The 22,149-nt window shown below is 39.4% G+C and carries 20 protein-coding genes; 9 read left to right on the top strand and 11 right to left on the bottom strand.

What is annotated here, in order from left to right:
- Positions 1–242: 242 nt before the first annotated feature.
- On the bottom strand, positions 243–1,307 hold the full coding sequence (locus tag K322_RS0110495; protein WP_026626852.1) for a hypothetical protein: 1,065 nt from the start codon (positions 1,305–1,307) through the stop codon (positions 243–245).
- A 396-nt stretch (positions 1,308–1,703) separates the two neighbouring features.
- Between K322_RS0110495 and K322_RS0110490 the strand changes: the two genes are divergently transcribed.
- The 4 genes from K322_RS0110490 to K322_RS20290 all read left to right on the top strand — a co-directional run bounded on the left by K322_RS0110490 (position 1,704) and on the right by K322_RS20290 (position 6,212).
- Positions 1,704–2,327 carry a porin family protein gene (locus K322_RS0110490; protein WP_051290754.1) on the top strand — a complete coding sequence of 208 codons (624 nt, stop codon included), beginning with the start codon at positions 1,704–1,706 and terminating at the stop codon, positions 2,325–2,327.
- 9 nt (positions 2,328–2,336) lie between these two features.
- Positions 2,337–4,790 (top strand): replication restart helicase PriA, encoded by a 2,454-nt coding sequence (gene priA, locus K322_RS0110485; protein WP_026626850.1) that lies wholly within the window; start codon positions 2,337–2,339, stop codon positions 4,788–4,790.
- Complete coding sequence (locus K322_RS0110480) at positions 4,741–5,541, top strand: M15 family metallopeptidase (RefSeq protein ID WP_260203789.1); 801 nt, start codon at positions 4,741–4,743, stop codon at positions 5,539–5,541. Before priA ends, K322_RS0110480 begins: the two co-directional genes overlap by 50 nt.
- Before the next feature lie 71 nt (positions 5,542–5,612).
- Positions 5,613–6,212 (top strand): energy transducer TonB, encoded by a 600-nt coding sequence (locus K322_RS20290; RefSeq protein ID WP_051290753.1) that lies wholly within the window; start codon positions 5,613–5,615, stop codon positions 6,210–6,212.
- A gap of 92 nt (positions 6,213–6,304) precedes the next feature.
- On the opposite strand, the gene K322_RS0110470 is transcribed toward K322_RS20290, so the two are convergent.
- Positions 6,305–6,958, bottom strand: a complete 654-nt coding sequence (locus K322_RS0110470; RefSeq protein ID WP_026626848.1) for a DUF1349 domain-containing protein — start codon at positions 6,956–6,958, stop codon at positions 6,305–6,307.
- A 96-nt stretch (positions 6,959–7,054) separates the two neighbouring features.
- On the opposite strand from K322_RS0110470, the gene K322_RS0110465 reads away from it, so the two are divergent.
- Positions 7,055–7,819: a helix-turn-helix domain-containing protein gene (locus K322_RS0110465; RefSeq protein WP_026626847.1), complete on the top strand. Its 765-nt coding sequence runs from the start codon at positions 7,055–7,057 to the stop codon at positions 7,817–7,819.
- Between the two features lie 67 nt (positions 7,820–7,886).
- Here K322_RS0110465 and guaA read toward each other — a convergent pair whose 3' ends face one another.
- Positions 7,887–9,404 (bottom strand): glutamine-hydrolyzing GMP synthase, encoded by a 1,518-nt coding sequence (gene guaA, locus K322_RS0110460; protein ID WP_026626846.1) that lies wholly within the window; start codon positions 9,402–9,404, stop codon positions 7,887–7,889.
- A 278-nt stretch (positions 9,405–9,682) separates the two neighbouring features.
- Here guaA and K322_RS0110455 point away from each other — a divergent pair, with 278 nt between their 5' ends.
- The 4 genes from K322_RS0110455 to K322_RS0110440 all read left to right on the top strand — a co-directional run bounded on the left by K322_RS0110455 (position 9,683) and on the right by K322_RS0110440 (position 12,131).
- Positions 9,683–10,168, top strand: a complete 486-nt coding sequence (locus tag K322_RS0110455) for a DUF4252 domain-containing protein (protein WP_026626845.1) — start codon at positions 9,683–9,685, stop codon at positions 10,166–10,168.
- Positions 10,169–10,241: 73 nt separating this feature from the next.
- Positions 10,242–10,736, top strand: a complete 495-nt coding sequence (locus K322_RS0110450) for an RNA polymerase sigma factor (RefSeq protein WP_026626844.1) — start codon at positions 10,242–10,244, stop codon at positions 10,734–10,736.
- A gap of 28 nt (positions 10,737–10,764) precedes the next feature.
- Positions 10,765–11,298, top strand: a complete 534-nt coding sequence (locus K322_RS0110445) for a hypothetical protein (RefSeq protein WP_026626843.1) — start codon at positions 10,765–10,767, stop codon at positions 11,296–11,298.
- Positions 11,295–12,131, top strand: coding sequence for a DUF4252 domain-containing protein (locus tag K322_RS0110440; RefSeq protein ID WP_035331871.1), 837 nt, complete (start codon positions 11,295–11,297; stop codon positions 12,129–12,131). Before K322_RS0110445 ends, K322_RS0110440 begins: the two co-directional genes overlap by 4 nt.
- A gap of 88 nt (positions 12,132–12,219) precedes the next feature.
- Here K322_RS0110440 and K322_RS0110435 read toward each other — a convergent pair whose 3' ends face one another.
- The 8 genes from K322_RS0110435 to K322_RS19150 form a co-directional block, all read right to left on the bottom strand.
- On the bottom strand, positions 12,220–13,707 hold the full coding sequence (locus tag K322_RS0110435; RefSeq protein ID WP_026626841.1) for a UxaA family hydrolase: 1,488 nt from the start codon (positions 13,705–13,707) through the stop codon (positions 12,220–12,222).
- 88 nt (positions 13,708–13,795) lie between these two features.
- Positions 13,796–14,218, bottom strand: coding sequence for an HIT family protein (locus K322_RS0110430; protein WP_026626840.1), 423 nt, complete (start codon positions 14,216–14,218; stop codon positions 13,796–13,798).
- Between the two features lie 54 nt (positions 14,219–14,272).
- Positions 14,273–15,712, bottom strand: coding sequence for a tagaturonate reductase (locus K322_RS0110425; protein ID WP_026626839.1), 1,440 nt, complete (start codon positions 15,710–15,712; stop codon positions 14,273–14,275).
- A 28-nt stretch (positions 15,713–15,740) separates the two neighbouring features.
- On the bottom strand, positions 15,741–17,177 hold the full coding sequence (locus K322_RS0110420) for an MFS transporter (RefSeq protein WP_026626838.1): 1,437 nt from the start codon (positions 17,175–17,177) through the stop codon (positions 15,741–15,743).
- Positions 17,178–17,194: 17 nt separating this feature from the next.
- On the bottom strand, positions 17,195–17,869 hold the full coding sequence (locus tag K322_RS0110415) for a bifunctional 4-hydroxy-2-oxoglutarate aldolase/2-dehydro-3-deoxy-phosphogluconate aldolase (RefSeq protein WP_026626837.1): 675 nt from the start codon (positions 17,867–17,869) through the stop codon (positions 17,195–17,197).
- A 44-nt stretch (positions 17,870–17,913) separates the two neighbouring features.
- Entirely contained in the window at positions 17,914–18,951 is a 1,038-nt protein-coding gene (locus tag K322_RS0110410) for a sugar kinase (protein ID WP_026626836.1), read from the bottom strand.
- 81 nt (positions 18,952–19,032) lie between these two features.
- Positions 19,033–20,439, bottom strand: coding sequence for a glucuronate isomerase (gene uxaC, locus K322_RS0110405; RefSeq protein ID WP_026626835.1), 1,407 nt, complete (start codon positions 20,437–20,439; stop codon positions 19,033–19,035).
- 257 nt (positions 20,440–20,696) lie between these two features.
- The gene (locus K322_RS19150) at positions 20,697–21,941 is read right to left on the bottom strand and encodes a DUF4861 family protein (protein WP_051290752.1); all 1,245 of its coding nucleotides are present in this window, start codon (positions 21,939–21,941) and stop codon (positions 20,697–20,699) included.
- Positions 21,942–22,149 lie beyond the last annotated feature (208 nt).

Here is a 22,149-nt window from a genome sequence, read left to right as displayed (position 1 = left end):
TTATTTCGGACTGAAATATATAACACGCTGATATATTATGAAATAATTATCTCCGGTCGTGCTACATGAGAAGTCGCTTTTATAGCGGCTTCTTTTTGTTTTTAACGATATTTCCAAGAAATGGTACGGCCTGAGTATCTGTTTACTATGCAGATTCGATTTTTTACTTTTTATATAAACATAAAAGCCAGATGTAATTTAATATCCTACATCTGGCTTTCTCTTTGTATCTTTAGTTCTGTTTATTTATTCAGATATGCCTGATATGCCTTTGTCAAAGCTTCTTTCTTAGCGGCATCTGCAACGAATTCATAAATGGGGATTACAGCTCCTTTGAGTGATCTTTTTCCGAAATCGACAAGAACTGTACTTTCTCTCTCAATCGCATTTTTACGTAAATCAAATTTTACCTTGTCCTCATAGTTCGTAATGTCAAACATCCAGGCATTTGGCTTTTCAGTCGGATTTACCCCACTGATATATTCGGAATAGAGATTCTCCTTTTCTTCTGGATCCTGAGGAAGAGGTTCCATTAATATGCCCGGAGTAGAACTCAGAAAACGACCGCTGGCACTAACCATTTTTTCTTGCAGCTGTGAATTGGATGTAGACCTGTAATAGAAGTCCTGTCTCCAACCTGCGATAATATCCATCAAAACGTGTGTTCCGTATAATTTTATGATCTCATCAGCCGATTTTGAATTTAAATCCGATTTAAATTCGTCCGTTAGGTAATTGGTAAGAATAGATAGATCCTCATAACTTCGAAGATCAAAATAATGTTCGTACCAACTACTTACAAATGCATCCATTGCATAAAAGTATTTAAGATCGCTGTAAGTAGTGTCGTTTTCGAACGGCATTTCGAACATGGCTTTGAATATGTTATTATGTTCTGTTGAAGAATTTCCGATTACAATTTTTTCATCCTTTAATAATTGAGCTGTAATATCTTCTCTTGTCCCGGTCTTAGTTCCCCAACCTCCATGCACAAATACCTTCCAATGATGCATAACATCATAATAATGGTCATCTTCAAATTTCTGAGCATCTACAATCTTTTTTCTTATCCAATCGGGGTGAGCATATTTACCCGTAATGTCGTAGCCATAGCCTAGGGCGTGGAATGCTTCGCCGGTAAACGTAGAGTGGGGCTTTGCTAAAGGATAAGTTTTAGAGAGATCGGTTCCTGTTTTGTATTTGTTTTGTTCAGTTGGCTGATCAATAGGATCCTGATTATTATTATCATCATCCGAACAAGATGTAAATAATATAATTGAAAATAAAAGAAAGAGTAGTTGTTTCATCAGTAAAATATATTGTTGGTTAGTTTTACAAAACTATAAATATTTACCGAAATAAAGGTGATTGATGTCTATTTTGGAAATATCGATTTCTTAAATAAAAAGTATCCTATATATGTAGGATGAAAAAAAGCAGGAACTTATGAACCAAAAAAAACAATAGATTGTTTCATTTAGTAATACACAGTATGCGTGAACTAATGAACGCGGGACATCTTATTATTCCGGAAGTATTTGATTTAAGAAGAATTCTTATCTTTGTACCTATTAGGAATTGTATAGCATCTGTAAGAAATACATCAGTTATAGTCAAAAGCCTGTTTAGAAAAGAATTATGTGTGCTCTTTATCTGCTGATAGACTAACTGACAGAACTCTTTATTTTCTAACAAATTTTATTATGAAAAAAAATTACATGAGTTTTATGAAATGCTTGGCTGTTGCAGCCCTTGTTTTTATCGGAGCAGCTCAAGCGAACGCTCAATTACGTTTTGGGGTGAAAGGTGGTTTTGATGTAAGTAGTAACCGTATCAATAAAGACATCTTGAATGCGAATAACCGTTTAGGTTTTCAAATTGGAGGAACGATGGAATTAATGGCTCCGATTGTAGGTTGGGGTGGTGAATTGTCTGTTTTGTACGGACATCAACAATATGATGTAAAAGGACTTAAAGACGGCAACGATGATGTTAGTTTATCCGATTATAATTATCTGAGAGTTCCTTTGAATCTTAAAAAGAAATTCAGTATAATGGGTCTTTTCGGAGTATTTATCCAAGCAGGACCTTATGCCGAGTTTAAACTGAGCGGAGGTGATGTTAAGGGTGTTGACCAGCAATGGAAATCAAAATCATATGGTATGGGTTTGAATGCCGGAGCCGGTGTTGAATTGCTTAATCATCTTGAGGTGGGAATGTATTACCGTAAGTCATTGACCGATAATTATGGTGATAATGCACATTGGGGTAATATAGTAAAAAAACGCCCTGATAACTGGAGTGTAAACCTTACTTACTTCTTCTGAGAAATATAAATGACGTATATTGATGTAATAGTTCCGTTGCCTTTGCAGGGAGTTTTCACCTATTCGGTTCCCGATTCGATGAAAGATGAGATTGATATAGGCTGCAGGGTAATAGTACAGTTCGGAAAGAAAAAATACTATGCGGCTATTATACATCATATACATGAAAATAAAAAGATAGAAACGGAGATTAAAGAAATAATCTCCGTTTTAGATAAATATCCGGTCGTATTGCCGGAGCAACTGCAATTCTGGGAATGGATTGCATCGTATTACATGTGCACCTTGGGCGAGGTAATGAAGGCTGCCCTTCCTGCAGCCATGAAGCTCGAAAGCGAAACTCACGTTCTGCTTGATCCCGATTTCGAAGCACATCAGAAATTTACCCCAAATGAAGAAAAGATATACTATCTTCTCTCCGACACAAAACCTTTACGGATATCCGAAATAGAAAAACAGACTAAGATCGCAAATGCTATTCCGTATGTAAAATCACTTGTTGATAAAGGAGCTGCATATATCAGCGAAAGAGTCAAAAACAAATATTCGGCAAAGACCGAAACTGCATACAAATTAGCAAGAAACTACACAGAAGAAGAATTATCGCTGATTATAGATGACCTGAAACGGGCAAAGAAACAACAGCAATTACTCTTCGTATTTCTCCAACTGAGACACGAAGCCAATAACTCGGATGACTTTTATATTCTGAAAAAACAGTTATTGGAAGAAGCGGGAGTAACCGCTGCTGTTGCAGATGCTTTGGTTGAAAGAGGTATCTTCGACAGCTTTCAATATGAAACCGGACGCTTCGATTATTCCGATACTGCTGTTAACTATCAAAAAATATTAAGTCCCGATCAGGCAAAAGCCCATGATGAAATACTTACTGCTTTCGAAAGCAAGCAGATAGTTTTGCTGCACGGGGTAACATCATCGGGTAAAACCGAAGTTTACATCAAGCTGATACAGGAAGCCATTGCACGGGGGGAACAAGTACTATATCTTTTGCCCGAAATATCTTTGACTACACAGATCACAGACCGGTTGAGATCGGTATTCGGCAGTCAGCTGATGGTTTATCATTCCAAATTTAATGATAATGAACGTGCCGAAACGTGGCAGTCATTATTGTCGAAAGACGAATGCAAAATTGTACTAGGTGCAAGGTCTGCTATATTTGTTCCTTTTCGAAAACTGGGGTTAATCATCGTTGACGAAGAGCATGAAGCATCTTACAAACAACAAGATCCGTCGCCTCGTTATAATGCTAAAAACGCAGCGATAGTATTAGCCGGAATCACACAGTCGAAAGTACTGCTGGGAACCGCTACTCCAGCTATCGAAACATATTATAATGCTTTAAACGGACGCTTTGGGCTTGTGACTTTGTCGAAGCGTTATGCCGATATTGAATTACCCGAAATTATCACGGTTAATACCAAAGATCTGCGAAAACGCAAGCTCATGAAGACCATTCTATCTCCGCCCTTAGTGGACGAAATGAAGGCTGCGCTGAGTAAGCACGAGCAGATTATTCTCTTTCAGAACAGAAGAGGGTTTGCTCCATTGCTCGAATGTAAAACCTGTTCGTGGACACCCAAATGTGAACATTGCGATGTAAGCCTTACCCTGCATAAAGGACAGCGGGTGATGGTTTGCCATTATTGCGGAGCGGTGTATTCTATCCCTACCATATGTCCCGAATGTAAGACTCAGACTCTGGATATGCAGGGATATGGAACCGAGCGTATAGAAGAACTTGTGCAGGAACAGATACCTGAGGCGAATGTTGTACGCATGGATATGGATACGACCCGAAGCAAACGTGCTTATGAACGTATAATTACGGACTTTGAACTGAACAATACGAATGTACTGATAGGTACACAAATGGTATCGAAAGGATTGGATTTTGATAATGTAAGTGTAGTAGGCATCCTGAATGCCGATTCGATGTTGAATTATCCCGATTTCAGGGCTCACGAAAGAGCTTTTCAGTTGATGATGCAGGTCAGTGGGCGTGCCGGACGGAGAAATAAACGGGGGCGTGTATTGCTTCAAACCGCACATCCGGGGCATCCTGTTATTGCTTATATACGAACGAATGATTATCAGGCATTTTATGAAACTCAGATAAACGAACGGCAGTTGTTCAGGTATCCGCCGTTTTTCCGTCTGATAGAAATTGTCCTGAGAGCAAAAGACGAAAGGTTGGTTGATTCGATGAGTAACGATCTGGGCAGGATACTCAATCAGACATTTGGAGAAAGGGTTCTTGGTCCCACCAAACCGATGGTTTCCCGTATTCAGTCGTTGTATATCCGAAAGATATTACTTAAGATTGAGAATCAGGCTTCGCCATCGAAAGTAAGGGAAATAATAGACCAATGTCACAGCTACGTTTTGCAAAATGAAAAATATAAATCAGTACTTATTCATTATGATGTCGACCCGATGTAAATTGATCGTGTCTTTGGCTTGTATACTCTTGGTGTTCTCCGCTTGTTCGGATTCACGTGATAAAAAGTCAGACAATCATACAACAGAAGATGTACTTTCGGAGGTAAAACAAGATACCATTTCGGTTGAGAAAATAGAACCCGTTAAGTCCCGAATATCTCTTTATTTAGAAGGGTTGGGTTTAAAAGATGTACAGTTATTAGATTCTTCTATATTTGTAGAGATAAAATATTCGACAACAGACAATTTTACGAAAGTTGTACTTTATGATTCTTTATATCAGGCTTATCTGCATCCTATGGCAGTAGATAAACTGCTAAGAGCTCAGCGTTTGTTGAAAGATGGGCATCCCGATCTGTCTTTGCTCATTTATGATGCCGCCCGTCCTATGTCGGTACAGAAAAAGATGTATGCAGTAGTTCAGAATACACCTTTTCATGCTTATGTAGCTAACCCTTCACGCACAGGAATGCACAATTACGGAATGGCTGTGGATCTGACCATCTGCAAAGAGAATGGAGATCCTTTGGATATGGGCACTCCGTTCGATTTCTTCGGGCGTGCTGCCGGTATCAATAAAGAAGACCTGCTTGTGTCGGAAGGAATTTTGACAAAAGAGCAGGTCGATAACCGCAAACTTCTCCGCCGTATAATGACTGATGCCGGATTTATAGCTATTCGTGGTGAATGGTGGCATTTCAATGCATCGTCTCTCGAATATGCGAAAAATAACATACCTCTGATTGAATAACCTCTGATTGAATATTTATGGAATACAAGATGGAATATACTCTATTAAGTATAATCTAAACTTGTGAGACCATGAAAACAGACAACTTCTTACTTATCTTTCTTATTTTTGCGCTGATAGCGTGTACTGATAAACGAGCGGAAGCTCAAGGTAAGGTGATGGAGAAAGATTCTTTATCTAATCGTATTAGTCTTAAATCTGTAAAGGATACTTTGGTCAAGACTTTTTCTGTTTCTGAGATATGCTTTACTCCTCCTGTTATTACTGACTGCGTAGATGAGGTCGTAAACGTTCTTACTTGTTCCTATCCTATTTGCAGAGAGCCTGTACCCGATAGTATTCCAGAGAAACCGGACGGATTTATTTGTTGTATATCAGAAGAAATGCCTTCATTCCCCGGTGGAGAAGAAGCTTTACGGCAATTTATAGCCGAGAATCTCCAATATACAAATTCAGAATCGTGTATTCAAGGGAGGGTAGTGCTTCGCTTTGTAGTTGATAAGCAAGGTTATATTAAGAATGTAGAAGTCATGAGAAGCTTAGATCCCCAATTAGATAAAGAAGCTGTGCGTGTAGTCGAAGCTATGCCTCGCTGGAATGCAGGGAAGAGTAATGGATTCGCAGTTGATACATATTATACATTGCCTATATCTTTTAAAGTATCGCAATGATTCTGCTTCGAAATATCCCGTGCTTGGCACGGGATATTTTGATTATTACAACTAATTCTAGTAAGTTATATCAGACAAAGCGAACCTTACTCCTAATTTTCTTGAAGCCATTTTAAACGGCGTTGATCGGGAAGATGTTTTACTTCGAAGTTTTCGAATTTGGCGGTGAATCCACTACCATCAGGACAAGCACCCATCAATCCTACCATGATCGGACGATTGTCTTGCATCCAAGCATTACGCATCATGATATAGTCTTTATCATCAAACGAATAGAATATTTCAACTGCATCAAGGCGTCTTACTGCCTTTATCCAGATAGACGATGCGGGTTTGTCTAATACAATTACACTCCAATCGCTGGTTTTATGGGTTACAACAGTGCTGAGGTTGTATTTGCCATCAACAAATTCTATTCCGGCTTTGATATAATTTTCATGATCTATTCGGAGCATTAATCCCGATTGGTCGAAACGGGTTTTATAATCTCCCGATATTTTGACTTTCGTCTCGAATTCTCCGCCATACGTCGAATACAAAAAAGGAGCATCATCTACTGTAAAGCCATAGTGGGATATTCTCCAATAATCACTTTGTGGTGTGACATACATTGATAGTACGTTGTTTTTAACCTCCCATTTTGCGGGTTCATTAAACCATTGCATTTTCTCCAAAGTTTGCGACATAGCTTTATGTATAGATAAAATAGATAGAGCTATGCTCAATAAAACAGTAAGCTTTTTCATATAATGTTTGTTAAAAAGATCATTCAAGATAAGTTACACCAAAGGTAAAATACTCTATATTTATAGTCAATACTGATAGATAACCATTTTTGCAGGATGAATATAATCACGACATTAAATGAAAAGCTGTTGGAACAGGACTTTTCAGAAGAGCAAGACAGCAGCCATTTGTTGTCGCAATACAGAGTTGTCGCGAATGCGTATGCAAAGATCGAAAACTCGGTAGCTGTTTTGAGTGATTTGAAATCTGATAAGAGCTATATTTATTATGGAGGTCTTGCAGTGCAATTAGGACTTGCTCTTAAACACACACAGAAAGAGATTGATTCTATCTGGGAAGAAGATATCTTCGCCAAAATTCACCCCGATGATCTGGCTGCAAAACATATGCTCGAATACCAGTTCTTAGACCTGTTGAAAACCGTGTCGATTGAAGACCGAGCCAATTTTTATGTTTCGAGCAGGATGCGTATGCTCAATGCCATTAATGAGTATATATCGGTGCATCACCGGATGTTTTATTTATCGAGCAGTCCATCGGGAACTCTTTGGTTTTCATTGTGCTTGTACAATAACTCTTATGCTGAAGATACGGTTTTACCTGTATCGGGTAATATATTGAATTCAATGACAGGAGAAGTCATTAATCTCGACAGGCAGAAGTACGAGAATATCCTGTCTGTGAGAGAAAAGGAGATATTGAAGCTGATAGAGAAAGGGAAAATAAGCAAAGAGATTGCCGATCAGTTGTCTATCAGCAAAAATACGGTAGACAGACATCGACAGAATATACTGGAAAAGCTGAGGGTTAAGAATTCTCTCGAAGCTTGTAGGGTAGCCAAGTTGATGGGTTTGTTATAAAAAACAAGGAGCGGTAAAAATTACCACTCCTTGCGTTTATGATTTATAGAGGGGAGGTCTGAGACCTTTATTCCCATTCGATTGTAGCTGGTGGCTTAGAGGATATATCGTAAACAACTCTGTTTACTCCTTTAACTTTATTGATGATTTCATTCGAAACCTTAGCCAGAAACTCGTAGGGTAGGTGAGCCCAATCGGCGGTCATGGCATCGGTTGATGTTACGGCACGCAATGCAACCGTATATTCGTATGTACGCTCGTCGCCCATTACTCCTACCGATTTTACGGGAAGCAATATTACTCCTGCCTGCCATACCTGATCGTATAAATGAAACTCATTCATTGTACGCATATATATATCATCGGCATTTTGCAGTATCTCTACTTTTTCGGGTGTGATATCTCCTAAAATACGGATACCAAGTCCGGGACCGGGGAAAGGGTGACGTTTGATAAGGTGTTCCATCATTCCCATTTCCAAACCTACACGGCGAACTTCATCCTTGAATAACAAACGAAGAGGTTCTACCAGTTTCAGATTCATCTTTTCGGGTAATCCGCCTACATTGTGGTGAGATTTAATCACGGTTCCCGTAATAGACAGCGATTCGATGATGTCTGGGTAAATAGTTCCCTGTCCGAGCCATTTTATATCTTTCAGCTTATGTGCTTCTTCGTCAAAAACATCAATAAAGCCTTTTCCTATGATTTTTCTTTTCTGTTCGGGATCACTAATCCCTGCTAATGCTGAGTAAAACTTGTCTTTAGCATTTACTCCGATAACATTCAGCCCAAGGTGTTCATAATCTTTCAGTACACGTTTGAACTCATCTTTACGTAGCAAGCCGTGATCGACAAATATACAAGTCAGATTTTTGCCTATTGCCTGATTCAAGAGAACGGCTGTAACTGATGAATCAACACCTCCCGATAATGCAAGAATAACTTTATCATCTCCGAGTTTAGCTTTCAGTTCGGCAACGGTAGATTCTACAAAAGAAGCCGGAGTCCAGTCTTTCTTGCATCCGCAGATGTTCAGGAAGTTATTCAGTATGCGGGTTCCGTCTGTTGAGTGGTAGACTTCGGGATGGAATTGTACACCCCATGTTTGTTCTCCTTCTATTTTATAAGCTGCCGCCTTTACATCTTCGGTACTTGCTATGATTTCGAAGTTTGAGGGAAGTACTGTTATTGTATCTCCATGCGACATCCACACTTGAGAACCTTCTTTTATCCCATCAAATAAAATATCTTTGTTTATTGTAACCAAATGAGCACGGCCGTATTCGCGCGAATCACCTTTTTCAACTTTTCCTTCGGATGTATGAGCAAGGTATTGAGCTCCGTAGCATATGCCGAGTAAAGGCAGCTTATTTCGGATTTCGGACAGATCGGCACGGAATGCGTCTTTGTCATTCACCGAAAACGGACTACCCGAGAGGATTACTCCTTTTACTGTAGTATCGTCTTTCGGAAATTTGTTGTAGGGTACGATTTCGCAATAAGTGTTTAGCTCGCGGATGCGTCTTGCAATCAATTGGGTGGTTTGTGAACCAAAATCAAGGATAATGATTTTTTCCGTCATGGATATTGTCTTATTTTATTTAATTCTTGTCTTTCAGTTTTTTATGTCAAAAGGTTACAAAGGTTACACGAAAACTGTATTTTGGGCGGTGTTTCCTTTTTCGACTTATATTATTCACCTTCTGTATAGATAAAAACATAATAAGAGGGTATGTGTCCCCAAAGATAAGAAAAGATTATCAAAAAATATTTTTAATCGGTGTAACATCTGTTGTTTATATTTCGTCTTATAGATAAAATCAGGAAATTTGAGTGGAAATTGATAATGTCTAAAATAGAATGAAGAGAGTAATATATATATTTACGTTTATACTTCTAAGCCTTTCGATTCAGGCTCAGGACTTAAATAAATTAATTAAAGATTTTTCGAAACGGCCGAATGCCGAGAGTGTTCATTTAAGGAAGTTCTTATTTTCGATAATGAAAATAATGCCTGTAGGAAAGGATGCTTCACAGGCTATGAAGAAGATAAGTTCGATACAGGTTGTAGATCTGAGCGATTGCTCTCCGCCTGATAAGGAAAGTTTTGCTCGATCCGTTTCAAATATAAAAGAGAAAGACTATGATTTACTTTTGCAGGCGAAAGACGATGAAGATAATGTGCTGATTTATTCAAAAACAAAGAAACGAAAGATACGGGAACTGGTTGTTATCAACTGCGATTCTAAGGAGCCCGCAATAATAAGGCTGAAAGGAAAATTCTCACTCGATGATTTGCCGGGTATCAAAAAGGAATATGGAGGCAAAAAGAAGAATAAGATATAAATAGTTTATTGTGTTGTCCTTTAGTTATAAATAGGCAGGTCTGTGGACTTAATAGAGCTGATTGCTGTAAAAGATGGATTCATCCACGTTTAAAGAAAAATATATACCTTACCATCAGAAGATGTTCAGAGTTGCATATCGTCTTGTCGAGGATGTATGCGATGCCGAAGACCTTGTGCAGGAAACGTATATAAAAATGTGGAACAAAAGGGATGATCTTTTATTGGTAGATAATGCCGAATCGTACTGTATAACTATGTTGCGCAATTTGTGTCTCGATTTTATTCGATCGAGAGCCAGACATCCCTCTCAATCATCAGAAGATCTCCAGATTGCGGATAAAGTGGAGATTGTATCCGAGATTGAACAAAAAGAAGATATACTCTATGTGGAGTCATTGCTGAAACAGTTGCCCGAGCAACAGCAGCAAGTTATAAAGCTGAGGCACTTTGACGATTGTTCGTCCGAAGAAATAGAACAAATAATGGGGCTTACCAGTGTAAATGTGAGAGTATTATTATCAAGAGCAAGGAAAAGAATTAAAGAGTTGTATAATGTGAGCCGCTGATTATGCTGAGACCTTTAAAGTGAAAGTTATGGATATTAAATATATAGAACAATTATTGGAGTCGTTTTATGAAGGAGCGACCTCGATAGAAGAGGAAAGAGTTTTGTTTGACTTCTTTCAGGGAACAGATGTACCCGAATCGATGAAGGATGAGCAGCAATTGTTCCTTAAATTATACCGTTCGGAAGAAATAGCTGTTCCGTTTGGTCTGGAATCTAAGCTGGAAAACTTGATTGATGAACTGGATAAAGACAATAAAAGCGATACGAAGCCTGCTAGGCCAAAGATAAAATCAATAAACTGGAAATGGGTTTCGGGAATAGCTGCAAGTATTGTTATCTTCATTTCTGCGGGATTGTTCTTTCATAAGAGTTTTGATAAGAAATCGGATTTTGTGGTACAGGATACCTATTCTGATCCTAAGGAAGCCTATCGCGAAACACAAAAAACGATGCTCCTTGTGTCTAATAAGTTGAACAAAGGATTACAGCAGGTCGAAACTGTACAGGGAAATGTGGATAAAGTAAATAAGATAATGAACAAAAATAATATTCAGCTATGAAAAAGTTAGTAATGCTGATGATAGTTCTCGCTTTAGTTATTGTGCAGGGATATGCACAAAAGAGAACGGCGACTGATCATATTGATTGGGCCAAAATGTCTGAGGAGATATCCCGGAGTGTAGAAGAAAGTTTAACGGGATTGGATATTGATCTATCTGATATGGAACTGCAGATAAAAAATATTCCTGAGTTTACGATGGATTCGAATACTCTTAAAGAGTTGAGTAATATCAAAGTCTATGCTTATAATATGGATGTACAGGGAACGGGAGAAGAATTAAAAGCACAGCGTGAAACCGAAAGGGCACGCCGTGAAGCAGAGCGTGCCCGAAGAGAAGCAGAGCGAGCACAACGTTCAAATAATAAAACTTATTCGTACGCTTATTCCTATAATAGTAATGAGTCTCAGCAAAGCAGCAAAGGAGATACTTTTGAGAATCTGAGTAACATAAAAGGAGTTGAGGTTGTATACATAACAAAGGCTCTTTTGGGCATGATGCCCGATATGGATATGCCCGGAGTGAATGTAGGAAAGGTCGCCGGTAAACTGGAATCTTTACAGATATATTCGGCGGAAGACCGCAGTCCTGCAATAATTCTCAAGCAGACTATAAGCCGATTGGTTAAGTCTGGTAATTATGAAACTCTTATGTTGGTGAAAGACAGCGACTCGAAAACTGCATTTTATCTTAAATCCGAAGGTAAAGGTAAGAAATCCGAGCTACTGATGGTTACAGAAGACGGTTCGGATGTAAGTGTAATCAGAATGCTAGGAAACTTTACATTACAAGACATCCAAAGTCTGACAAAAGGGCAAACGATAAAGAAGTAACGGTTCAGTCTTTTTCAGGACGGTTCAGATATATAAGAAAGCCGATAAGTTATTTACTTATCGGCTTTTCTCAATTTACTAAAACATTCTATAGAGTAACACCGGTCTTGAATATCGCTATTTCTTTGAATCCGGTGATTTCGTGCTTCAAATGTTCTCCGTCACACGTTTGAACAATGAAGTTTACAAAGTCTTTTAATACATTCTCCATACTATTTCCTTCCAAAAGTACTCCGGCGTTAAAATCGATCCAGTTACTTTTGAAATTAAACAGGCGAGTGTTTGTCGAGATTTTCATTGTGGGAACAAACGCCCCGAATGGGGTTCCACGTCCTGTAGTGAACAGTACCAACTGACAGCCCGAAAGAGCCAATGCCGATGCTGCAACAAGGTCATTACCCGGTGCATTAAGCAGATTTAAGCCGTGTTTGGTTACAGGCTGAGAGTAATCCAATACATCTACCACCTCGGAGTTTCCTCCCTTTTGAGTACATCCCAGCGATTTATCTTCTAAAGTTGTGATACCGCCCGCTTTATTTCCCGGTGAAGGGTTTTCATAAATCGGCTGTTCGAATTTGCGGAAATAATTCTTGAAGTTATTGATCAAGGCTACCGTGTCATCAAATACTTCTTTGCTTTCGGCTCTGTTCATCAGAATGGTTTCAGCACCAAACATTTCGGGAACTTCGGTAAGTATAGTTGTTCCTCCCTGACCTATCAGCCAGTCTGAGAATTGTCCTACTAGCGGATTTGCTGTGATACCCGAGAATCCGTCGCTACCACCGCATTTCAATCCTACTTTCAGTTTAGATAAGGGTAGGGGCTCACGTTTGTCTTTGCGCATACGCTCTACTAATTCGGACATCATTTGAAATCCTACCTCTATTTCGTCCTGTACTTCTTGCGAAATAAGGAAACGAACCCTTTCGGGATCCCATTCTCCCATTTCTTTTTTGAAATCGGCTTGTTGGTTGTTTTCACATCCTAAGCTCAAAACAAGTACTCCTCCTGCATTCGGATGTTTTGCGAGTGCAGCCAGAGCTTTTTTTGTATTATTATGGTCGTCTCCCAATTGAGAACAGCCGTAGTTGTGGGTATATACCCGTATATCATCAATATGGGCAACATCCAATTCTCGTTTTACCCTTTCGATAATTGCTTGCGCCTGACCATTTACACAACCTACAGTCGGTACAATCCACAATTCGTTGCGGATACCCATATCTCCGTTGTAGCGCAGGTAACCGTTGATTTTGAGGTCGCTTTTCGGGATGTTCAGTTTTGGATGTACCGGAACATACGAATATTGCAGGTTGTCATGCAGGTTTGTTTTCACATTCTGGGTGTGTACATGTTCACCTGTATGAATATCGGTTGTGGCATGTCCGATTGGATAGCCGTATTTAACAACATTCTCATCGGTCTTTATTTCTTTGATGGCAAACTTATGCCCTGTTTCTATCGGATTCTTAATCTCGACAGGTGTCCCTTCTACATTGACAATATCACCGGGAGAAAGATTCTCTATGGCAACGCATACATTGTCGTTCGGGTTGATCTTTATATATTTATTCATATCTATAAGTGAATGAGAGCATTTAATAATATATTATAATATTATAGCTGGCGGTGGTATTTATCCTTGGCAAAGCTATAAAAGAGGTCTAAGACCTCAATTCTTTTTTTATGGAGTCGATCATTTCTGTATATTCTGAGTCGGTAAGATATACCTTTTGAGGATTCATTACAAAAGTTGAACCATAATCAGCCCCGTCAACATATTTCGGAGCCAGATGTATATGAAGATGAGGCAGCTTGTCGGAATATGCTCCGTAGTTGATTTTTGCCGGATTGTAAAGTTTTGCAATAACTGAAGCTACTTTGTTTACATCAGTCATGAACGCCAGAAGATCTTCAGGCGACAGTTGGTATAATTCAACGTTGTGATCTTTGTAAGCTATCACGCAACGTCCTTTGTATGTTTGTTCCTTAAAAAGGAAAACGGTAGATACACTAAGAGAGCATATCTCTATCATCAGGTCTTTTTGAGTCTGATTTTTATTGCAATATAGACAATCATTATTCATATTGGCAGTTTATTTAAGGAAGGAGGATTTAGTTCCTCCTTCCTGATCTTGTGATTAAGCTATGATCGATTTAAGAGCTTTAAGCATACCTCCGTTCAGAATCAGTTTGACATCGTTTGCAACTTCATCTGCGAACTGAGGAACTTCATTGAAGTTTTCTTTCCACATATCTTTATGAGAAATAATACCTTTTACCCATCCGTTGATATCGTATTCTTTGAATGTCGATTGTATGAACTCGATAAATTCGGCTGTATCGTTCGGTGTAAATGCTATTTCAGATTTTCCGCTATAAAGCACGAGCAATGCGGCAAAAGAGAAGATAGTGAGTTTAGCATCCTTATCCAATTTTTTGTAATTGTCGAACACTGTCGGATAATCGCGAGTTTCCCATTTCGAAAGAGAATTCAATGAGATATCTTTCAGATAATGTTTCAGGAAAGGATTGTAAAATCTTTCGAGAATTTTTGCAGCGAAAGCTTTCAATTCTTCCGGATCTTCGTTGATTACTGCCAGTACTTCGTTGGCTACCATCTGATTGATATATTTTTCTACTTCGGGCGTATTGAATGCGTCCATCACAGTTTCGCACCCTAATTGTAAGGCAACAGGAACCATTGCGGTATGCGCACCGTTGAGGATACGTACCTTTTTTGCACGGAATTCTTTGATGTCATCCATATAGATCACATTCAAACCGGCTTTATCCAATGGTAGTTTTTCTTTGATGATAGAATCACCTCCGATTGCCCATACATGGAAGTATTCGCCTTTTACAACAAGATTGTCGTCGAAGCCGATTTCTTCTTTGATTTCGTTGATGGTTTCTTTCGGAAATCCCGGAACGATACGGTCTACCAATGTATCGTAGAAATGACATGCTGTATTAACCCAATTGATAAAATCGTCACCCAGTTTATTGAATTTCGCATGTTTCAATACATAGTCGTGCAATGTCGAACCATTGTCTTCGATCAATTCGCAACATACGATAAGAAGTCCTTTGTCGGCGTTACCATTGAATTTTTTGAAACGCTTGTACAATAGGGCTGTCATTTTTGCGGGGAACGATTTCGGAGGGTTTGCATTCAGGTCGTCTCCTTCTTCGTAACGGATACCCGCTTCTGTTGTATTCGAAATGATCATTTCCAATTCGTTACTCAAAAATATCTTTTCGTATTCGGCATATTGGGTATATGGATTCAGTACTTCGTTGATACTCTTTACCAGTGATACTTCTTTTACAGGTTTTTTGTCTTTGATACCTTCCAGATATACATGATACATAGAATCTTGCTCTTTGAAAAGGTTCGCAACGAATTCTCCTCCGGGGATGGGTTGTACAGCCACAACTCCATGATTCATTACTCCTGCATCGTTTGCTTTGTCAATCATCCAGTCAACAAAGGCACGTAAGAAATTACCTTCTCCGAATTGAAGTATTTTAACGGGAAGTTCTTTCTTTTCTACTGTCGATTTATTTAGCTTTTTCATTTTATATAATTTTTTTTTGATTCGTTACTTATAGATCTGTAATTGGTTTGTATTTCGGAACGAGAGACTTCATAATTGCCCATCCTATCAGATAAGCCACAGCACATACACAAAAGATGATAAAGTATCCGGCCGGTTTTCCCGAAAATCCCATAAACTCCATTTGTACTTCATCGGCATATACAAAGAGGTTTCCTGCACATTTTTGCAGCAGCATAGATCCTATACCTCCGGCCATTCCCCCTATTCCGGTGATGGATGCGATTGCTCCTTTCGGAAACATATCTCCTACCGTCGAGAATATATTGGCAGACCACGATTGGTGAGCCGCTCCTCCTATACCGATCATAATTACCGGTAACCACGGAGAAATAGTACCTAAAGGTTGTGCAAAGAGTACCACCAGCGGGAAGAATGCGAATATAAGCATGGCTCTCATTCTGGCTGCATAGGGATTCAGTCCTGTTTTATTCATGATTATCGTAGGCAGTTTTCCTCCGTATATCGACAACATGGTGATGGCATATAGTGTAAATATGAGGGCGATACCTAAGCCTTCGGAAGTTTTGATCCCGAATTGTGTATTAAGGTAAGATGGCGTCCAAAATAAGAAGAACCACCATACCCCATCGGTCATGAATTTACCGGCGGCAAAAGCCCAAGTTTGTTTGTATGAAAAGCATTTCCAGAAAGGGATTTTCTTTTCGTCGCAGTGGCTTAGTCCGTCTGCTTGATCTTCTACTTTATCCTGCTCGATGTATTCCAATTCAGCAGCATTTACATGCTTACTTTTGTTGGGGGCATCGTATAAAAATACCCAGAATCCCATCCATATAAAACCTAAAGCCCCTATAACGATAAAGGCCATCTCCCATCCCCAATGTTTAGCCAACAGCGGAATAGAAAGAGGTGCGATCAAGGCTCCGATAGATGCTCCTGCGTTGAAAATAGAAGTGGCATAGGCTCTATCTTTTTTGGGAAAGTATTCGGCGGTAACTTTAATGGCCGCAGGAAAGTTCCCTGCCTCCCCTAAAGCCAATATACATCGTGCAAAAAGGAAGCAGTACATACTAACTGTTGCGATAACGACTACTACATCTCCTGTTGCGGCAGCCAGTTCGGCCGCAGAGTGCAATCCCACATATTGCTCGGTGGCTACACCGCATAGAGCATGGAGACATGCTCCTAATGACCATATGCCGATTGCCCAAAGGAATCCTTTTTTACTGCCCATCCAGTCAACAAATCTTCCGGCAAATAGCATACATATTGCATAAACGATAGAAAATACGGCTGTGATAGTCCCGTAGTGAGATTCATCCCAATGGAATTCGGGTTTTATAAACTCATCCCATGTGAGGGACAACACCTGCCTGTCGAGATAATTGACAGTGGTGGCAAAGAATAACATGGCACAGATTACCCACCTGTAATTTGTCATCTTTGTATTATTTTGTGTACTCATGGTATCGGTTTAGGTTATTATTTAGTTCTTGCTTTTTTGATGAATTCCAAAGCTTTCTTGCTCATATCTGCAATCTTCGACCATTCCTTCGCCGCAATCACCTCTTTAGGGAAGAGGTTCGAACCCATGCCTACTGCAGTAACTCCAGCTTCTACCCATTTAGTGAGGTTTTCTTCGGTAGGTTCTACCCCTCCTGTCACCATAACAGAAGACCATGGCATCGGAGCTTTCACGTTTTTAACGAACGAAGGACCTCCTACATTTCCTGCAGGGAACACCTTCACAATTTCCGCACCTAATTCCTGTGCATATCCGACTTCTGATACGGATCCGCATCCGGGTATATAAGCTACCTGACGTCGGTTGCATACTTTAAATATATCTGGGTTGAGAAGAGGTCCTACAACGAAGTTTGCTCCCAGTTGAAGAAACAATGATGCTGTTCCGGCGTCAACTATAGAACCTATTCCGAGGATCATATCGGGACATTCTTTAGCAGCCCATTTGTTTAGCTCGCCGAATATTTCGTGAGCAAAATCCCCTCTGTTTGTAAATTCGAATGCACGTACCCCACCTTGGTAGCATGCTTTTACCACTTGTTTTGATATTTCCAGATCGCTGTTATAAAATACAGGAACCATTCCTGTTTCTGCGACAGCCTGACAAACTTGTATTCTTGAAAAACGAGCCATAGTTTTTAAATTATAGAATGTAAATAGTAAATTTTCAGATTGAATTAACGAGAAACACGTCCCGAACCATCTCCCTTCATCAGGTTCTCTACTTCAGGAACAGTCACTAAGTTGAAGTCTCCGTAAACAGTGTGTTTCAGACAAGAAGCCGCTACTGCAAATTCAAGTGCTTTCTGATCATCAGAAGGATAAGAAATCAAACCGTAAATCAAGCCTCCCATAAATGAGTCCCCGCCACCTACACGGTCAACGATATGAGTAATATCGTAACGTTTGGACTGGTACAATTTGTCTGAATATAAACATCCGCCCCAAGTATTGTGGTTGGCATTGATTGATCCACGAAGGGTAATAATTACTTTCTTGGCTCTTGGGAATTTTTTCATCATCTGAGTACAAACCGATTCAAATTCAGCCGCATTAACTTCTCCTCCAGTGTGAGCCACATCGAATCCTTCGGGTTTGATACCGAATACTTTTTCTGCATCTTCTTCATTTCCAAGAATCACATCACATCCCTCTACCAAAGCGGGCATTACCTGATCTGCAGTTTTGCCGTACTTCCAAAGGTTTTTGCGGTAGTTTAGGTCGGTTGAAACGGTTACCCCCATTTCATTCGCTATTTTGATAGCTTCCAGACAAGCATCAGCAGCACCTTGCGAAAGCGCAGGAGTGATTCCTGTCCAGTGAAACCATTGAGCATCTTTGAAAATTTCTCTCCAGTTGATCATTCCGGGTTTGATGTCAGCGATTGCCGAGTTTGCACGGTCATATACCACTTTTGAAGCACGAGCCACCGCTCCTGTTTCTAAGAAGTAAATCCCTACACGGTCACCGCCTCTTTCGATATTGCTAACGCCTACATTATATTTTCTAAGGTCTGATATACACCATTCTGCAATGTCGTTTTTAGGCAGGCGTGTAACGAAGTCAGTGGGTATTCCATAGTTAGAAAGTGACACCGCTACGTTTGCTTCACCACCACCAAAAGTAGCATTAAGGTTTGTCGACTGTATAAAACGTTGGTATCCGGGAGTTGCAAGGCGCAACATGATTTCTCCGAAGGTTACTACTTTTTTCATATTTAGATAAATAAAATATTTTAATAATGTTGTTTTAGGTTATAATAAGCTCACATTGTTGTACTTGTCAAAGCTGTAAAATTAGAATTTAAAGAAGTTTTTTGCATTATAATATGATACATCCTCAACTAATTGTCCTAAGAATGGTAATTCGGATGCAGGGAGTAAGCCCTCTTCGACATCATTACCGATCAGATTACATAGAATTCTTCTGAAATACTCGTGACGAGGATATGATAAGAAACTGCGGGAATCGGTCAGCATACCGACGAAACGGCTCAGTAAACCAAGGTTCGAAAGAGAATTCATCTGTGCCTCCATCCCTGTTTTTTGATCAAGGAACCACCATCCCGATCCGAATTGAATTTTTCCGGCAACCGATCCATCCTGAAAATTTCCGATCATCGTAGCTATCAGATCGTTGTCTCTGGGGTTTAGATTGTAGATGATTGTTTTAGCCAGTTGATTGTTTGTATCCAGTCTGTTGAAAAATTTAGACATTGCTTTGGCAATGGTAAAGTCTCCGATGGAATCGAATCCTGTGTCTGGTCCTAGTTGGTTAAACAGGCGTGTGTTGTTGTTACGGATAGCTCCATAGTGGAATTGCTGAGTCCAGCCTTTTTCCCAATCCATGATAGCACCTTCGACCAACATTGCCGATTTGAATTTTATGATTTCTTCTTTGGTAAGTTCTTTACCTCCGTATACTTTGTTGAATATATTTTCTATCTCAGCTGTTGTGTAATCTTCAGCATAAAATTCTTCGATACCGTGGTCTGATAATTTACATCCTACGCTGGAGAAGAAATCGTGACGGTTGCGCAATGCAGCAATCAGGTCTGCAAACTTACTGATAGATACTCCTGATATAGCAGATAATTTTTCTACATAAGCTCTGAAATCAGCAGGTACCTCTACTCCCATTGCTTTGTCGGGACGCCATGTCGGAAGAATTTTGATCGAGAATCCTTCTTTTTTCAGAGACAGATGATATTCAAGAGAATCTACCGGATCATCGGTTGTACAAACGGTTTCTACATTGTAATGTTTCATCATACCTCTTGCCGAAAATTCGGGAGTACGAAGTTTAGCTGTACAGATGTCGAATATTTCTTTTGCTGTTTCGGGTTTCAGTAATTTAGTAACCCCAAAAGCTGTTTTCAGTTCAAGGTGTGTCCAGTGATAGAGAGGGTTACGCATTGTGTATGGAACTGTTTCTGCCCATTTCTCAAATTTTTCCCAGTCGGTAGTATCTTTTCCGGTACAAAAACGTTCGTCCACTCCATTTGTACGCATTGCACGCCATTTGTAGTGGTCTCCTGCCAACCATATTTCGCCAAGATTATCGAATTGGTAGTTTTCTGCGATTAGTTTTGGATCTAAATGGCAGTGGTAATCAATGATTGGTAATTTCTTCGCATGCTCGTGATAGAGCTGTTGTGCTGTTTCTGTTTGTAAGACGAAGTTGTCATCAAGAAATTGTTTCATTGTAAATGTCTTTATTATTTAAGTAAATAAAAGTATTTAATGATATATTTAGTTCATGGTAAACTTTGGTTATTATACTTCCCAAAGTGGTAAAAAGGTCTCAGTTCTTTAATCGTTTTTTGTCTGATATCAGATTATTCAAGATTCTGTTATATTGTATGTGTGCGAACACATATTTTGGCAAAAAATAAATCATGCTTGGAAAAGCATCCTGCAAATAAAGCTTAAAGGATGCTTTTTTCCAACAATATTGATGTTTATTTTAGTCCGGTTATGTTAATTTTACTATTTAAGCGGTTGAGTACTTCATCGATACACTTCATGAAAGCGGCTTCGTCCTTCACCGGTTCTTTGTCTAATTCCCATGTCGGCATAAAGTAGTATTCTACGTATCCGTTTTCTGGAGATAGTACCACAACGTGATTCAAATCGTCCTCCGTAATTTGTTTGATTTGTTTGGTTCGGGCAAAGAGTGCCAGACCCTGCATGTCTTTATTCAGACTTTGTTTGCCGAAGGTCGCAATGTATGACCATTCACTTCCGGCTTCGTTTTTCACGATAAGTTTGCCGTTTTTGTCTTTAATTATTCCGGTTGCAATGTTATCAATGTTTTTGTCTGTCAATAATTCCATGTGGGATGCTCTGCTTCCTGCATCAATAGAAATCAATGAAGTCAGATTGCATTTTGTGCCGTTGGCATCCCATCCATAATAAATAGTTTTAACCTGCGACCTGATTTTTCCGTCCATCGGGATAAGGCATGTTGTACTGTCCTTTTTTTCGACACGTACAGCTTTAGTTCCATTCCATATTGCGATTGTTCCGATACCAAGACCTGCGCCTACTTTCATATTATCCATACCCCATGCTGCCAGATTATGATAATTGGCAAATCCGTCTGTACCTACTGCAGGGAGTACAATGTCTGATGTCGTTTTTGCAAAAACATCGATTGCATTACGGTTATCGAGATAGAAACGGAATGCTACTTTGTCGCTCTCCCATCCGGGACCTTCGTATTTAATGTAGTAGGAATGGTCGGTAAATGTTCCGGGTATGGTCAGTTGGTTTGGTTTTACCCACGAAAAACCGCCGATATATTCTTTACCGATAAATTGTCCCCCAATCTTATGTGCAAGCTCAGCGTAGGTGCGTTTGGGATACGCTTCGCTTGTCCCGTTTTTGATTGTTACTTTGATTTCTTTATTTGCTTCTATTTTATCTATCGGCAGTATTGCAAAATTTTTCTTATAAATATTGCTGCTAATTTCCAGAGGAACAACTTTTCCATTGTATTCTGCTACATAGTTGCCTAAGGGCAGAGATAATTCCTCAAGAGGTATTTCTGCGGTGTAATCGATTATGGTTGCAGCAGAATTATTTTTCAAGCGGATTTCTTTACTTAGATCCTGGGCTGAAAGGCTCATGAATAGTGCAGGCTGCAATGTAAACAATAGTCCTGCATAGCTCATTTTTTTTGCGATAGATACAAATGCATTCATGTGATAAGGTTCTTCGGTTTCTTAGTTTTCCGTTATTTGTCTTATAGGTAATAACGGGTTACGAGATTACTTACACACAAATATAAATAAAAATATACGGGACAGAGAGGGGACATTTTGACTTTGTTAATTATTCCCTGTATTTGTACAATATTACATCAAGGTCTCAGATCTATTTGTTTCTTCATCCAAGCCTGTCCCCAATAGT

The organism is Indolivaga capnocytophagoides DSM 22835 (genome assembly GCF_000426485.1).
Classification (GTDB): Bacteria; Bacteroidota; Bacteroidia; order Bacteroidales; family Dysgonomonadaceae; genus Dysgonomonas_A; species Dysgonomonas_A capnocytophagoides.
This window is presented reverse-complemented; position numbering and strand designations above follow the sequence as displayed.